This window comes from Pantoea sp. B270, assembly GCF_018726825.1.
Lineage (GTDB): Bacteria > Pseudomonadota > Gammaproteobacteria > Enterobacterales > Enterobacteriaceae > Pantoea > Pantoea dispersa.
The window spans coordinates 282,641-298,696 of record NZ_JAHCSX010000001.1 but is presented as its reverse complement, the minus strand read 5'-3'; the positions used below and the strand labels follow the sequence as shown (position 1 = coordinate 298,696).

Sequence of the window (16,056 nt, the reverse complement as noted above, 5' to 3'; positions counted from 1 at the left end):
GGCGTTTTGCCGTGATGCGGGTTGATTTTATTATCCCGGCACCCGGTACCTTGATGACACACTTCACCACGAGGCGCAGTGTAAAGATAAATTAATTCGCCTCGCAAATTAAAACCAGTGTAACTGTGACTTTAATCACCAAAATGGACGTTTTTCACTGCGAAATGCTAGCCACCACCACAAACTTATTTTATGATGAAAAATATCAGGTCGCACTTTTCCAACGCCGCGAGCGCGCAAACGGGTTACCCTATAAGCAGCCAGCTGCAGCAGTAAACGCGACCCTAACTTTCCAATCTTAACTGAGGTGAAGACATGAGACTGATCCCTTTGGCCACACCGACCCAGGTGGGTAAATGGGCTGCACGCCATATCGTTAATCGCATCAATGCCTTTAAACCCAGCGCAGACCGTCCCTTTGTGCTGGGACTGCCAACCGGCGGTACGCCGCTGGAAGCCTACAAGCACCTGATCGAGATGCATAAAGCGGGCCAGGTTAGTTTCAAACACGTGATCACCTTCAATATGGATGAGTATGTCGGTCTGCCGAAAGAGCATCCGGAAAGCTATCACAGCTTTATGTACCGTAACTTTTTCGATCACGTTGATATTCAACCAGAAAATATCAATCTTCTGAATGGCAATGCCGAAGATATTGACGCAGAATGTCGCCAATACGAAGAGAAGATCCGCGCACTGGGTAAAATCCACCTGTTTATGGGCGGCGTCGGCAACGATGGCCACATTGCGTTCAACGAGCCGGCTTCTTCGCTCTCTTCCCGCACCCGCATTAAAACCCTGACGCACGACACCCGTGTGGCGAACTCGCGTTTCTTCGACGGCGATGTTGATCAGGTGCCTAAATATGCCCTGACCGTGGGCGTCGGCACGCTGCTGGATGCGGAAGAAGTGATGATTCTGGTGACCGGCCACGTCAAAGCCCAGGCGCTGCAGGCGGCGGTAGAAGGTAACGTCAACCACATGTGGACCATCAGCTGCCTGCAGCTGCACCCGAAAGCGGTGGTGGTGTGTGATGAGCCAGCGACCATGGAACTGAAAGTGAAAACCGTGAAATATTTCCGCGAAATGGAAGCGGAAAATATGAAGGGTGTGTAACAACACGTTGTAGAAAGCCTGCTGTTAAGCGCAGCAGGTTCAGCCGGGAGAAGAGATGATGTACGCATTAGTTAACGGCCGGATTTTTACCGGTCATGAAGTTCTGGACAATCACGCCGTGGTGATTGCCAATGGTCTGATTGAGCGTGTCTGCCTGCGCGATGCGCTGGACGCCGCGATTCCACAACAGGATGTGGCTGGTGCGTTCATCGCTCCCGGATTTATCGACCTGCAGCTCAACGGCTGCGGCGGCGTGCAGTTCAACGATGACATCAATGCCCTGAGCGTGGAAACGCTGGAAATCATGCAGCGTGCCAATGAAAAATCCGGCTGCACCAGCTATTTACCGACGCTGATTACCAGCAGTGATGAACTGATGAAGCGTGCGATTGAAACCATGCGCGCTTACCTGGCGAAGCATCAGAATCAGGCGCTGGGCCTGCATCTGGAAGGGCCGTGGCTGAATAAAGAGAAGAAAGGCACTCATAATCCGCAGCTGATTCGTCTGCCGGATGCGGAGCTGGTGGATTTCCTGTGCGCCAACGCTGACGTCATCACCAAAGTTACGCTGGCATCGGAAAATGCGGGCAGCGCGGTGATTCGCCAGCTGCGTGACGCCGGGATTATTGTGTCGTCCGGTCACTCCAATGCCACCTATGCCGAAGCCAAAGCGGGCATCGGCGCGGGCGTCACTTTTGCCACCCACCTGTATAACGCCATGAGCGCCTTTAGCGGTCGTGAGCCAGGTCTTATCGGTGCGCTGTTTGATTCGCCTGATGTATACTGCGGCATTATTGCAGACGGTTTACATGTCAATTACGCTAACGTGCGCAATGCAAAACGAATCAAAGGCGACAAACTGGTGCTGGTGACCGATGCCACCGCGCCGGCCGGTGCGTCGATTGATCAATTCATTTTTGCAGGTAAAACAATATACTATCGCGACGGCCTGTGCGTAGATGAGAACGGTACCCTGAGCGGATCTGCGCTGACGATGATTGAAGCGGTGCAGAATAGCGTGGAACATTGTGGTATCGCGCTGGACGAAGCGCTGCGCATGGCGACCCTGTATCCGGCAAGGGCAATGGGTGTGGAAAAGCAGTTTGGTACGGTGGAAGCAGGAAAAGTCGCCAACCTCACTGTCTTTACCCGCGATTATCAAATCACTAAGACGTTCGTCAACGGAGACAACGTCCTCAGCGAGTAAGTACTGAATGACCACTGGCGGCCAGACTCAAATAGGAAATGTCGATCTTGTCAAACAACTTAACAGTGCAGCTGTTTACCGGCTGATTGATCAACAGGGGCCGATTTCGCGTATTCAGATTGCCGAACTCAGCCAGCTTGCGCCCGCCAGCGTCACCAAAATTACCCGCCAGCTTATCGAACGCGGCCTCATCAAAGAGGTGGAGCAACAGGCCTCCACCGGTGGGCGCCGCGCCATCTCCATCATCACTGAAACCCGCCATTTTCACACTATCGGCGTACGGCTGGGGCGTAATGACGCCACGCTGACGCTGTTCGATCTCAGCGGAAAATCGCTGGCGCAGGAAGATTATCCGCTGCCAGAGCGCACGCAGGAGACGCTGGAAAACGCGCTGTTCAACGCCATCAGTGCCTTTATGAGCGCGCACCAGCGTAAAATTCATGAGCTGATCGCCATTGCAGTTATCCTGCCAGGCCTGGTCGACCCGATTAACGGCATCATTCGCTATATGCCGCACATCGCTGTCAGCCACTGGCCGCTGGTGGCCAGCCTGAAAAAACGTTTTAACGTCACCAGTTTTGTCGGCCACGATATCCGCAGCCTGGCACTGGCTGAGCACTATTTCGGTGCAAGCCGCGACTGTGCTGACTCCATTCTGGTGCGTTTACACCGCGGCACCGGTGCCGGCATCATCGCCAACGGCCACATTTTTCTCGGCAGCAATGGCAACGTAGGTGAGATTGGCCACATTCAGGTCGATCCGCTCGGCGAACGCTGCCACTGTGGCAACTTTGGCTGCCTCGAAACCATCGCCGCCAACGGCGCGATTGAGAACCGCGTGCGCCACCTGCTCAACCAGGGTTATCCCAGCAGCCTGACGCTGGATGATTGCCAGATGCCGCAAATCTGCCGCGCCGCCAATCAGGGCGACGCGCTGGCCTGCGAAGTGATCGAATACGTTGGCCGCTATCTCGGTAAAGCCATCGCCATCGCCATCAACCTGTTTAACCCGCAAAAAGTGGTGCTGGCCGGCGAAATTACTGATGCCGATAAAGTGCTGTTCCCGGCGATAGAGGGCTGCATCAATACCCAGGCGCTGAATGCGTTTCGTAAAAATCTGCCGGTGGTAAGGTCTGAGCTGGACCATCGCTCGGCGATTGGCGCTTTCGCGCTGGCAAAACGCGCTATGCTGAATGGCATTCTGCTGCAGCACCTGCTGGAAGAATAATAGAGAAGCCTGCCGTCTGGCAGGCCCGACCGGAAGCCATCTATGACCATCAAAAGCGTAATCTGTGACATCGACGGCGTGTTGATGCACGACAATACCGCCGTGAAAGGCGCAAACGAATTCCTGCAGCGCATTCTGGAAAAAGAGATGCCGCTGGTGGTGCTGACCAACTATCCGTCACAAACCGCGCAGGATCTGGCCAACCGTTTTGCCAACGCTGGCGTCGACATCCCGGATTCGGTGTTTTACACCTCCGCCATGGCCACCGCGGATTTCCTGCGTCGTCAGGAGGGTAAAAAAGCCTACGTGATTGGCGAAGGCGCGCTGATTCACGAACTGTACAAAGCCGGATTTACCATCACTGACGTCAACCCGGATTTCGTGATCGTCGGCGAGACGCGATCGTTTAACTGGGAGATGATGCATAAAGCCGCCTTCTTTGTGGCTAACGGTGCGCGTTTTATCGCGACCAATCCTGATACCCACGCACGCGGCTTTGTGCCGGCCTGTGGCGCGCTCTGTGCCGGTATCGAAACCATCTCCGGCCGCAAACCGTTTTATGTCGGTAAGCCCAGCCCTTACATCATGCGCGCCGCACTGAATAAAATGCATGCGCATTCAGAAGAGACGGTGATTGTGGGCGATAACCTGCGCACCGATATTCTGGCTGGCTTCCAGGCCGGTCTGGAAACCATTCTGGTGCTGTCCGGCGTCTCTACGCTGAGCGATATCGACGCCATGCCGTTCCGTCCGGACTGGATCTACCCTTCCGTGGCTGATATCGACCTGTTCTGATTAGCGTCATGCTGTCTGCTTATGGCCCTGCTCGCCGTTACGGTGTGCAGGGCTTTTTTATGTGTCTGGCTTACCGCTGTGATTCAGCCGCTGACGCGATCTCATCGGTTGCGCACAAAACCATCACCTCTGACAATTCATTAGACACCATCTAATTTAATCGTTAATTTTTTGAATAAAACTCAACATTACTTCACGCCAACAATCTTTTTATCAGTATTTGGTGATTTCGCTTGCGTTACCACCATCAATTAGCGCATTTTCTTATACATCACGCAGCGCAGGCTGCCGGACAAACAAGTCAATAACATCGCCACAGGGTGAGATCAGGAGTCAGTTATGTGTTCGATTTTTGGTGTGCTGGATCTGAAGACCGATCCTGTTGAACTGCGCAAGAAAGCGCTGGAATGTTCCCGTCTGATGCGTCACCGCGGCCCGGACTGGTCAGGCGTCTTCGCTGATGAGAAAGCCATTCTGGTGCACGAGCGCCTGTCCATCGTTGACGTGAACAACGGCGCCCAGCCGCTGTACAACGCGGATCACACCCACGTACTGGCTGTTAACGGCGAAATTTATAACCACCAGGCGCTGCGCGCGGAACTGAGCGATCGCTACGCGTTCCAGACGGGTTCAGACTGCGAAGTCATCCTCGCGCTGTATCAGGAAAAAGGCCTCGACTTCCTCGACGACCTGCAGGGCATGTTCGCCTTCATTCTGTGGGACAGCGTCAAACAGCAGTATCTGATTGGCCGCGATCACATCGGTATTATTCCGCTCTATATGGGCAACGATGAGCACGGCAACCTGTATGTTGCTTCTGAAATGAAAGCGCTGGTGCCGGTGTGCCGCAGCATCAAAGAATTCCCGCCGGGAAGCTACCTCTCCAGCACCGATGGCGAAATCCGTCGTTACTGGCAGCGTGACTGGATGGATTTTGCCGCCGTGGCGCAAAACACCACCGATGCCGCTGGCCTGAAGCACGCGCTGGAAGAGTCAGTGAAGAGTCACCTGATGTCAGACGTACCGTACGGCGTGCTGCTGTCCGGCGGACTCGACTCTTCCATCATCTCTGCGGTGACCAAGCGCTATGCCGCCAAACGAGTGGAAGATCAGGACAAGAGCGATGCATGGTGGCCGCAGCTGCACTCGTTTGCCGTCGGTCTGGAAGGATCGCCGGATCTGAAAGCGGCGCAGGCGGTGGCCGATCACCTCGGTACCGTGCACCATGAAATTCACTTCACCGTGCAGGAAGGTCTGGATGCGATCCGCGATGTGATTTACCACATCGAAACCTACGATGTGACCACCATTCGCGCGTCGACGCCAATGTATCTGATGTCGCGTAAAATCAAAGCGATGGGCATCAAAATGGTGCTGTCCGGTGAAGGTGCGGATGAAGTGTTTGGCGGTTACCTCTACTTCCACAAGGCACCGAACGCCCAGGAGTTCCACGAAGAAAACGTGCGTAAGCTGCTGGCACTGCACATGTTTGACTGCGCGCGCGCTAACAAAGCGATGTCGGCGTGGGGCGTGGAAGCACGTGTGCCGTTCCTTGATAAAAAATTCCTTGATGTCGCGATGCGCATCAACCCGGAAGACAAAATGTGCGGCAGCAACGGCAAAATGGAAAAACACATTCTGCGTGAGTGTTTCTCCTCTTACCTGCCGGAGAGCGTGGCGTGGCGTCAGAAAGAGCAGTTCTCTGATGGCGTAGGCTACAGCTGGATTGACACGCTGAAAGAAGTGGCGGCGAAGCAGATTAGCGAGCAGCAGCTGGCGACCGCACATTTCCGCTTCCCGCACAACACGCCAACCTCGAAAGAAGCGTATCTGTACCGCGAGATCTTTGAGGAGCTGTTCCCACTGCCAAGCGCGGCAGAGTGCGTGCCGGGCGGTCCCTCCGTGGCCTGTTCGTCGGCGAAAGCCATTGAGTGGGATGAAGCGTTTAAATCGATGGACGATCCGTCAGGACGTGCGGTAGGCGTGCATCAGTCAGCGTACAAATAAGCATTTTCTTTGTGCGTATAAGGGGCCCATTGTGGCCCCTTTTTCTTGCATCTGACGCGGATACGATCGAAAATTGCCGAATAAATCATCAGCCTGGTTACAAGCCAGACAAACAGGCGCGTTAAGGCAAAAAACGGCAAAAAATTTGTTGACGCTACAAAGCTCAATACGCATAATGCGCCCCGCAACGCCGATGAAGGTAACGCGAAAAAAGATGGCTACGTAGCTCAGTTGGTTAGAGCACATCACTCATAATGATGGGGTCACAGGTTCGATTCCCGTCGTAGCCACCATCTTTTTGCGGGAGTGGCGAAATTGGTAGACGCACCAGATTTAGGTTCTGGCGCCGCAAGGTGTGCGAGTTCAAGTCTCGCCTCCCGCACCATTTCAGTCTTCGGCAGCCGGATGGGGTATCGCCAAGCGGTAAGGCACCGGTTTTTGATACCGGCATTCCCTGGTTCGAATCCAGGTACCCCAGCCAATCCGATGCACTCTCGTGGATACGAGTCGACGAATGGGATATCGCCAAGCGGTAAGGCACCGGTTTTTGATACCGGCATTCCCTGGTTCGAATCCAGGTATCCCAGCCATCATCGGGCGCAGTAAAGCAGTACAATCTGGCTACGTAGCTCAGTCGGTTAGAGCACATCACTCATAATGATGGGGTCACAGGTTCGATTCCCGTCGTAGCCACCAAACAAATTGGGGTGTCGCCAAGCGGTAAGGCAGTGGATTCTGATTCCACCATTCCGGGGTTCGAATCCCTGCACCCCAGCCATACAAAGACAATTTGACCAAACACCTATTGGGGTGTCGCCAAGCGGTAAGGCACCGGATTCTGATTCCGGCATTCCGGGGTTCGAATCCCTGCACCCCAGCCAAATTGCACAACAGGCCCGCTTTTGCGGGCTTTGTTGTTTTTGTCATTCCTGAATTTCACGCCTTATACAACAGATAGCGCCGCCACGATTGCGGCGCCCGGTGAGTTTACAACCCCAGCGCGTAACGCAGCACCTGACGCTTGAGCACGCCAGCATTCTCTGCCGCAATCAGTCCAAGGTTACGCACCACACGCAGCGGCGGCAGCGCGTTGCTAAAGGCGAAGTAGAACAGATCCATACCACCCTGCATCAGCAAGTTATCTTTGTAGCGCTGGCGGTGATAACGCTGCAATACCGGCAGCGATGCCCAGCGCTGCGCCTGGCTGCGCGCATCCACCAGCGTATCAATCAGCGCATCCACATCCCGGTAGCCGAGATTAACCCCCTGCCCGGCCAGCGGATTGATGGTGTGCGCAGCATCACCGACCAGCGCCAGGCCCGGCAGCACATAGCGCGTGGCATGGCGACGCACCAGCGGGAACGACGCCGCGTTCTTCACCTCGAAGCGGCCGACGCGCGCCGGGAAATTAGTCTGCACCTCTTTGGCCAGCTGGCTGAGCGGCAGATTTTGCAGCTGACGGATCCGCGCCGGCGCGTCGTACCACACCAGCGAAGCGTGGCGGTCGAACAGCGGCAGAAACGCGCGCGGTCCGTCCGGCGTAAATTGCTGCCAGGTGGCATCGCCGGCCTCGTGTTCACACTCAACGCTGATTAGCATGCAGGATTGCGCATAGTTCCAGCCGCGCACGCCGATACCCGCCAGCTGGCGCACGCGCGAATTAGCACCATCGGCCCCCACCACCAGCTGGCTATCCAGCGTGCTCCCGTCATCCAGCTGTAGCTGCCAGCCGCCGCTGTGCGCCTGCAGCGCCTGCAGTGAAGCCGGACACAGCAGCGTTACGCCATCCTGCTGCATCTGCTCCCACAGCGCGCGCTGCAGCACGCTGTTTTCCACCATATAGCCCAGCTCGGGAATGCCCAGTGCAGCGGCGTCAAAGGTGACGTGCGCGCTTTGCCACTCCCAGGTTTCCAGCTTGCGGTAGGGCGCGCTGCGCATCGCCTGGACACGCGGCCAGACATTGAGCTGGCGCAGCAGCGCCACCGATGACGCACCAATGGCGGAGATGCGTATATCCGGCGCCAGGCTGGCGTCAAACGCGGCCGGCTCGGCACGTTCAATCACCGCCACGCGAAACTGCTGCTGCGCCAGACCACAGGCCAGCGCGGCACCGACCATGCCGCCGCCCACTACCACCACATCAAACTGTGAATCCTGCATCGACTCTTATCCTTCTGATTGCCGTGACGCCTTGCGGCAGCACTCTATGGGGCAAAGTGTACCGGAAATTTACCGCACCAGCAGAAAAGCCCTGCTAATCTTGTGCTTCAGCCGTGCATGTTTAACGCACCTGTCGCGTGAAATATAACCGGGCATCATGCCCAAAATAATTCGTGCGCCGGGAAGGCGGCAAGCAAGGATCATCCCGGGAGCTTACATCAGTAAGTGACCGGGAGAGCCGCGCGCAGCCAACGCACCTGGCGTGTGAAATATAACCGGGCATCATGCCCTAAATAATTCGTACGCCAGGAAGGCGGCAAGCAAGGATCTCCCCGGGAGCTTACATCAGTAAGTGACCGGGGGAGCCGCGCGCAGCCAACGCACCTGGCGTGCGAAGTATGACGGGCATGCTGGTCACACCCGCGCCAAAGCATTACAATACGCGCCCTGCACTTCTCTGCTCAGAATCAATGGCTAGTTCAATGACCAAAAAACTGCATATCAAAACCTGGGGCTGTCAGATGAACGAATATGATTCATCGAAGATGGCTGACCTACTGAACAGCACGCACGGCTATACCCTGACGGAGGAAGCCGAAGACGCAGACGTTCTGCTGCTGAATACCTGCTCCATCCGTGAGAAGGCGCAGGAAAAAGTGTTTCACTTGCTGGGACGCTGGAAGAAGCTGAAGGCGAAGAATCCTGAGCTGATTATTGGCGTGGGCGGCTGTGTGGCTTCGCAGGAGGGCGATAAAATTCGCCAGCGCGCGCAGTGCGTGGACATCGTTTTTGGCCCGCAGACGCTGCACCGTCTGCCGGAGATGATTAATCAGGTGCGCGGCAGCAAGAGTCCGATTGTTGACGTCTCGTTCCCGGAAATCGAAAAGTTTGATCGCCTGCCGGAGCCGCGCGCTGAAGGGCCTACGGCTTTTGTCTCGATCATGGAAGGCTGCAATAAGTATTGCACTTTCTGCGTGGTGCCTTATACGCGCGGCGAGGAAGTGAGCCGTCCCTGCGATGACATCCTGCTGGAAGTTGCCCAGCTCGCAGCCCAGGGCGTGCGTGAAGTGAATCTGCTGGGGCAGAACGTCAACGCTTATCGCGGCGCGACCTTTGACGACCAGATTTGTACCTTTGCCGAGCTGCTGCGTCTGGTGGCCGCGATTGACGGGATTGACCGGATACGTTTCACCACCAGCCATCCGATTGAGTTCACCGACGACATCATCGACGTTTATCGTGATACGCCGGAGCTGGTCAGCTTCCTGCACCTGCCAGTGCAGAGCGGTGCCGATCGTATTCTGACGCTGATGAAGCGAGCGCACACTGCGCTGGAGTACAAAGCGATTATCCGCAAGCTGGTGGCCGCGCGCCCGGATATCCAGATCAGTTCAGATTTCATCATTGGCTTCCCGGGCGAAACCCAGCAGGATTTCGAGCAGACCATGAAGCTGATCGGCGAAGTTAATTTCGACACCAGCTTCAGCTTTATCTACTCGGCGCGTCCGGGGACGCCGGCGGCCGATCTGCCGGACGACGTGCCGGAAGAGGAGAAGAAGCAGCGTCTGTACATTTTGCAGGATCGCATCAATCAGCAGGCGATGGCATGGAGCCGCCGCATGCTTGGTACCGTTCAGCGTATTCTGGTGGAAGGCACCTCACGTAAGAATGTGATGGAGCTGACCGGCCGTACCGAAAACAACCGCGTGGTCAACTTCGAAGGCGACGTGCGCATGATCGGTAAATTTGTTGATGTCGAAATCGTCGATGTTTATACCAATTCGCTGCGTGGCGTCGTGGTTCGCACCGAAGAGGAGATGGGCCTGCGCGTCGCGGAGAGTCCGGCATCGGTGATTGCGCGTACGCGTAAAGAGGATGAGATCGGCGTGGGCCTGTATCAACCTTGAGACCGCGATTACTGAGCGACAGCGCACAACGCGCTGTCGCCTGTTTCATCCCGCAGCCCTTGCTTTCCGCAGCTGCCGCCCAAATATCTCCCCTGAAGCTTGCGCCCGGGCGCGACCCCATAAATAATTCCGTAAAGATGCTGACGCCTGGCGTGCGGTATCTGCTATTTCTTTCAACTGGCCCTGAGTGACCCAAAGGATTCATTTGAATATCGAAACTCGTGAAATCGCCCTTGAACCGGCAGACAATCGTCGACTGATGAGCCTGTGCGGTCCGTTTGATGACAACGTTAAACAGCTGGAACGCCGTCTGGGCATTGAGATCAATCGCCGCGACAACCTGTTTAAGCTGGTTGGCCGTGCGCTGAGTGTCGAGGCGGCCGCCAATATTCTGCGTTCGCTGTACGTTGATACCGCGCCGGTGCGCGGCCAGATCCCCGACATTGAACCGGATCAGATCCATCTGGCGATCAAAGAGAGTCGCGTGCTGGAGCAGACGGCTGACAGCGTGCCGGAGTACGGTAAAGCGGTAAACATCAAGACTAAGCGCGGCGTGATTAAACCGCGTACGCCAAACCAGGCGCAGTACATCGCCAATATTCTCGATCATGACATCACCTTCGGCATTGGGCCGGCCGGGACCGGGAAAACCTATCTGGCGGTCGCCGCTGCAGTGGATGCGCTGGAGCGGCAGGAGATTCGCCGTATTCTGCTGACGCGTCCGGCGGTCGAAGCCGGCGAAAAGCTCGGCTTCCTGCCCGGCGATCTCAGTCAGAAAGTCGATCCTTACCTGCGTCCGCTGTATGACGCCCTGTTTGAAATGCTGGGCTTCGAGCGCGTCGAGAAGCTGATGGAGCGCAACGTGATTGAAGTGGCGCCGCTGGCCTATATGCGCGGCCGTACGCTGAATGACGCATTCGTGATTCTCGATGAGAGCCAGAACACCACCATCGAACAGATGAAGATGTTCCTGACGCGTATCGGCTTCAACTCCAAAGCGGTGATTACCGGTGACGTGACGCAGATTGACCTGCCGCGCAGCACCAAATCCGGTTTGCGCCACGCCATCGAAGTGCTGGCCAATGTGGAAGAGATCAGCTTCAACTTTTTCCACAGCGAAGACGTGGTGCGTCATCCGGTGGTCGCACGCATTGTTAATGCTTATGAAGCCTGGGAAGAAGCGGACCAGAAACGCCGTGATAAACTGGCGGAAGAGCGTAAGCGTGAGGCGCAGGCGGCACAAACTGCCAGCCAGCCGACGCCGCAGGAGCCTTCATGAGCACGGTGATTTTAGATTTGCAGCTGGCGTGTGCCGATGAAAACGGCCTGCCCGCAGAAGCGGCATTTCAGCGCTGGCTGGAGGCGGCGGTCACTCCGTTTCAGCCTGAGAGCGAAGTCACGATACGGCTGGTCGATGAAGCGGAGAGTCATGAGCTTAATCTGACTTATCGCGGCAAAGATAAGCCGACTAACGTGCTGTCGTTTCCGTTTGAAGCACCGCCGGGCATTGAGCTGCCGCTGCTGGGCGACCTGATTATTTGTCGTCAGGTTGTTGAGCAGGAAGCGGCCGAGCAGGGCAAAAGCCCTGAAGCGCACTGGGCACACATGGTGGTTCACGGCACGCTGCATCTGCTGGGTTATGACCATATTGAAGACGAGGAAGCTGAAGAGATGGAAGCGCTCGAGACCGAGATAATGCTTGCTCTTGGCTATCCCGATCCGTACATTTCGGAAAAAGAAGACGCCTGAACCGCCGGTTCAGGACATTGCGCTGCTGGCGAGGATGCCGGCAGTTCCTTTCCCTCATTCGAGAGAACTAAATAAAAACGCCATGAGCGACGACCATTCTCAAAACAACGACGCACCCAGTAGTAAAAAGGGTTTTTTCTCCCTGTTAATCAATCAGCTTTTCCACGGCGAACCCAAAAACCGTGACGAACTGCTGGGGCTGATCCGCGATTCTGAGCAAAAAGAGCTGATCGACCAGGACACCCGCGACATGCTGGAAGGGGTGCTGGATATTGCCGAACAGCGCGTGCGCGACATTATGATCCCGCGCTCGCAGATGATTACCCTGAAGCGCAACCAGAGCCTTGAAGAGTGCCTGGCAGTGATTATTGAATCTGCCCACTCGCGCTTCCCGGTAATCAGCGAAGATAAAGACCATGTTGAAGGCATTCTGATGGCGAAAGATCTGCTGCCGTTTATGAGCAGCAGCGCCGAGCCATTCAGCATGGAAAAAGTGCTGCGCCCGGTCGTGGTGGTGCCTGAGAGCAAGCGCGTCGATCGCATGCTCAAAGAGTTCCGCTCGCAGCGCTATCATATGGCAATCGTCATTGATGAGTTCGGTGGTGTCTCCGGACTGGTGACCATCGAAGATATTCTTGAGCTGATCGTCGGCGAAATTGAAGACGAATATGACGACGAAGAAGATCGCGATATCCGTCAGCTCAACCGCCACACCTATACGGTGCGTGCGCTGACGCCGATTGAGGATTTCAATGAGGTATTTGGTAGCGATTTCAGCGATGACGAAGTCGATACCATTGGCGGTCTGGTGATGCAGGGATTCGGCCATCTGCCGGCGCGCGGTGAAAGCATCGACATTGAGGGTTACCAATTCAAAGTTGCGATGGCTGACAGCCGCCGTATCATCCAGGTGCATGTGAAAATTCCGGAAGACTCTCCGCAACCGCAACTGGAAGACGAATAATTTTATGGCATTAGCCTCTCTCTACTCGCAGCAGCGGGTTCGCCTGCTGCTGGCGTTAATTCTGGGTGCCGCGGGCACCCTTTCCTTTTCCCCATATGATTTCTGGCCCGCCGCCCTGCTCTCTCTGGCCGGTTTGCAGCTGCTGTTGCTGGATCGCCGCAGCGCGCAGGCGGCAGGCATCGGTTTTGCCTGGGGCTTTGGCCTGTTCGGCAGCGGCATCAACTGGGTGTACGTCAGCATTGCGACGTTTGGCGGCATGCCCGGCCCGGTCAATGTGTTCCTCGTGGTGCTGCTCGCCGCCTATTTGGCGCTCTACCCGCTGCTGTTTGCCCTGCTGCTGAACCGCTTCTGGCCACGAGCCACGCTGTGGCGCATGGCGCTGGCGGCACCGGCGCTGTGGCAGATCACCGAGTTTCTGCGCGGCTGGGTGCTGACCGGCTTTCCGTGGCTGCAGTTTGGCTACAGCCAGATCGATGGGCCGCTGAAAGGCCTGGCGCCGCTGGCTGGCGTGGAAACCATCACCTTCCTGCTGATGGTGATTGCCGGCCTGCTGGCCTCAGCCTGCTACCACCGCAGCGTGAAAAACCTGATTATCGCCGTCGCGCTGCTGCTGCTGCCGTGGCCACTGCGGATGCTGCAGTGGTATCAGCCGCTGCCGCAGCGCAGCGTCAATGTAGCGATGGTGCAGGGCAATATTCCGCAGTCGATGAAGTGGGATCCGCAGCAGCTGCTGACCACGCTGCGCGTCTATACCGCATACAGCAAGCCGTTTATCGGCAAAACGCCAATCATCATCTGGCCGGAGTCGGCAATTACCGATCTGGAGAGTAATCAGCAGCCGTTTTTGCATGCGCTGGATGACGAACTGCGCGCGCGCGGCAGCACGCTGATCACCGGCATTGTTGATTCGCGCGTTGAGAGCGATAACCGCTATCACGATTACAACTCGGTGATTGTGCTGGGCGGCGCGCAGCCTTACAGCTATCAGAGCCGCAACCGCTACCAGAAAAACCATCTGGTGCCGTTTGGCGAGTTTGTGCCGCTGGAAGGTCTGCTGCGTCCGCTGGCTCCGTTCTTCGACCTGCCGATGTCCTCGTTCAGCCGTGGCGCCTACCTGCAGCCGCAGCTGAAAGTGGCGGGCTATAATCTCACCAGCGCTATTTGCTATGAGATCGTGCTGGGCGAACAGGTGCGCGCTAACTTCCGTCCGGACACCAACTTCCTGCTGACGGTGTCGAACGATGCCTGGTTCGGTCATTCGATTGGTCCGTGGCAGCATTTCCAGATGGCACGCATGCGTGCGCTGGAGCTGGGTCGCCCGCTGCTGCGCTCAACGAACAACGGTGTTACCGCAGTGGTGAATGCGCAGGGAGACGTGGAGAACATCATCCCGCAGTTCACCCGCGAAGTGCTGAGCGCAACAGTCACGCCTGCCAGCGGGGAAACGCCGTATGCACGCGTCGGTATTTGGCCGGTATGGCTGCTGACGCTGGCGGGCATCGTGCTGGCGATTTTACGCCGCCGCGCCTGATATCCCGCCCTCTCACCAGGCGAAGCGCAGGCTTCGCCTTTTTTCTGCGCAGTTTTCCGCTCCCTTTCTCCTTAGTCACAGCCACTTTCTGCTGCCTTTTTGCTCGCTCTCCGCGTACTGGCACGATCATTGCTAATTATTTCAGTGGTTTTAGCAACATCGGTGATTTGTCAGCGTAATGCCCTGTTTGCGCACCATTATCTGGCACCGAAGCGCACTTAATTGGCGCAGAGGCCGTTTTTTGCCTCTTATTGGTGCGGAGCGGCTCGCAAAAAACGAACTTTTTTGTTTCATTACGTTAACAATTCGCTATGTTAATCACTATCCTGCGCGCAGTTGCGCTAAGGGATAATTAAAAAAGCAGCAGGAAATACACACAACATCACAATCTGCGCAGTTTATGTTCTGCGCAACATTCACACGAAGGAGTAGGAACATGCAGATTCGCAAAGTGGCATTATCGCTTCTGCTGTTGGGCGCAGCAGCGGGCGCGGCCCAGGCGGAAGATCTCACCGGCACCCTGAAAAAAATCAATGATAGTGGCGTGATTGTCGTGGGGCACCGTGAGTCATCCGTTCCCTTTTCTTACTACGACAACCAGCAGAAAGTGGTGGGCTATTCGCAGGACTACTCCAACGCCATTGTTGCCGCCATCAAAGCGAAACTGAATAAGCCGGATCTGCAGGTCAAAATGCTGCCGATCACCTCACAAAACCGTATTCCGCTGCTGCAGAACGGCACCTACGATTTCGAGTGTGGCTCGACCACCAATAACGTAGAGCGTCAGCAGCAGGCGGCGTTCTCTGACACTATCTTCATCATCGGTACGCGTCTGCTGGTGAAGAAAGGCGGCGACATCAAAGACTTCGCCGATCTGAAAGGCAAAACCGTGGTCGTCACCTCGGGCACCACTTCTGAGATTCTGCTGCGCAAGCTGAATGACGAGAAGAAAATGGATATGCGCATCATCAGCGCGAAAGATCACGGTGACTCGTTCCGCACGCTGGAAACCGGTCGCGCAGTGGCTTTCATGATGGATGACGCGCTGCTGGCCGGTGAACGTGCCAAGGCGAAGAAACCGGATAACTGGGAAATCACTGGTACGCCGCAGTCCAAAGAAGCCTACGGCTGCATGCTGCGTAAAGACGATGCGCCGTTTAAACAGCTGATGGATGACACCATCGCCAAAGCGCAGACGTCGGGTGAAGCCACCAAATGGTTCGATACCTGGTTCAAACAGCCAATTCCGCCGAAGAACCTGAACCTGAACTTCGAGCTGTCTTCTGACATGCAGGCGCTGTTTAAAGCACCGAACGACAAAGCACTCTGAATTAACAATGAAAACAAGGGCGGCACTGCTGCCCTCTCGATTGCTGAACACGCGGTGCGGAC

12 protein-coding genes and 7 tRNA genes are annotated in these 16,056 nt (G+C 56.0%); 18 read left to right on the top strand and 1 reads right to left on the bottom strand.

The features are described 5' to 3' along the window. The first annotated feature begins 315 nt into the window (after positions 1-315). The 12 genes from nagB to KOL70_RS01445 all read left to right on the top strand — a co-directional run bounded on the left by nagB (position 316) and on the right by KOL70_RS01445 (position 7,234). A complete protein-coding gene (nagB, locus tag KOL70_RS01500; protein WP_031279884.1) occupies positions 316-1,116 on the top strand; it encodes a glucosamine-6-phosphate deaminase in 801 nt (266 codons plus the stop codon). A 58-nt stretch (positions 1,117-1,174) separates the two neighbouring features. Then, positions 1,175-2,323, top strand: a complete 1,149-nt coding sequence (gene nagA, locus KOL70_RS01495; protein WP_152391560.1) for an N-acetylglucosamine-6-phosphate deacetylase — start codon at positions 1,175-1,177, stop codon at positions 2,321-2,323. Between the two features lie 7 nt (positions 2,324-2,330). Then, the gene (locus KOL70_RS01490; protein WP_021508564.1) at positions 2,331-3,551 is read left to right on the top strand and encodes an N-acetylglucosamine repressor; all 1,221 of its coding nucleotides are present in this window, start codon (positions 2,331-2,333) and stop codon (positions 3,549-3,551) included. A 42-nt stretch (positions 3,552-3,593) separates the two neighbouring features. After that, a complete protein-coding gene (locus tag KOL70_RS01485; protein WP_021508565.1) occupies positions 3,594-4,346 on the top strand; it encodes an HAD-IIA family hydrolase in 753 nt (250 codons plus the stop codon). 339 nt (positions 4,347-4,685) lie between these two features. After that, positions 4,686-6,353, top strand: a complete 1,668-nt coding sequence (gene asnB / locus KOL70_RS01480; protein WP_058757891.1) for an asparagine synthase B — start codon at positions 4,686-4,688, stop codon at positions 6,351-6,353. Positions 6,354-6,569: 216 nt separating this feature from the next. Further along, positions 6,570-6,646: transfer RNA gene (locus KOL70_RS01475), tRNA-Met, on the top strand. 7 nt (positions 6,647-6,653) lie between these two features. Next, positions 6,654-6,738 (top strand) — tRNA-Leu (locus KOL70_RS01470). Between the two features lie 21 nt (positions 6,739-6,759). Further along, positions 6,760-6,834: transfer RNA gene (locus tag KOL70_RS01465), tRNA-Gln, on the top strand. Positions 6,835-6,868: 34 nt separating this feature from the next. Then, positions 6,869-6,943: transfer RNA gene (locus tag KOL70_RS01460), tRNA-Gln, on the top strand. Positions 6,944-6,972: 29 nt separating this feature from the next. After that, a tRNA-Met gene (locus KOL70_RS01455) sits at positions 6,973-7,049 on the top strand. A gap of 7 nt (positions 7,050-7,056) precedes the next feature. Beyond that, positions 7,057-7,131: transfer RNA gene (locus KOL70_RS01450), tRNA-Gln, on the top strand. Between the two features lie 28 nt (positions 7,132-7,159). Further along, positions 7,160-7,234, top strand: a tRNA-Gln gene (locus KOL70_RS01445). Between the two features lie 106 nt (positions 7,235-7,340). Here the strand turns inward: KOL70_RS01445 and ubiF are convergent. Further along, entirely contained in the window at positions 7,341-8,513 is a 1,173-nt protein-coding gene (ubiF, locus tag KOL70_RS01440; protein ID WP_021508567.1) for a 3-demethoxyubiquinol 3-hydroxylase, read from the bottom strand. A gap of 482 nt (positions 8,514-8,995) precedes the next feature. Between ubiF and miaB the strand changes: the two genes are divergently transcribed. From miaB to KOL70_RS01410, 6 genes are all read left to right on the top strand, one after another. Next, positions 8,996-10,420 (top strand): tRNA (N6-isopentenyl adenosine(37)-C2)-methylthiotransferase MiaB, encoded by a 1,425-nt coding sequence (gene miaB, locus KOL70_RS01435; protein WP_021508568.1) that lies wholly within the window; start codon positions 8,996-8,998, stop codon positions 10,418-10,420. Between the two features lie 205 nt (positions 10,421-10,625). Beyond that, complete coding sequence (locus tag KOL70_RS01430) at positions 10,626-11,699, top strand: PhoH family protein (RefSeq protein WP_058757893.1); 1,074 nt, start codon at positions 10,626-10,628, stop codon at positions 11,697-11,699. Continuing rightward, a complete protein-coding gene (gene ybeY / locus KOL70_RS01425) occupies positions 11,696-12,169 on the top strand; it encodes an rRNA maturation RNase YbeY (protein WP_010616134.1) in 474 nt (157 codons plus the stop codon). The genes KOL70_RS01430 and ybeY overlap by 4 nt, the downstream gene beginning before the upstream one ends. 82 nt (positions 12,170-12,251) lie before the next feature. Beyond that, entirely contained in the window at positions 12,252-13,133 is an 882-nt protein-coding gene (corC, locus tag KOL70_RS01420) for a CNNM family magnesium/cobalt transport protein CorC (protein WP_021508571.1), read from the top strand. Positions 13,134-13,137: 4 nt separating this feature from the next. Beyond that, entirely contained in the window at positions 13,138-14,664 is a 1,527-nt protein-coding gene (gene lnt / locus KOL70_RS01415; RefSeq protein WP_215480104.1) for an apolipoprotein N-acyltransferase, read from the top strand. A 436-nt stretch (positions 14,665-15,100) separates the two neighbouring features. Then, on the top strand, positions 15,101-15,994 hold the full coding sequence (locus tag KOL70_RS01410) for a glutamate/aspartate ABC transporter substrate-binding protein (RefSeq protein WP_021508573.1): 894 nt from the start codon (positions 15,101-15,103) through the stop codon (positions 15,992-15,994). Positions 15,995-16,056: the final 62 nt, after the last annotated feature.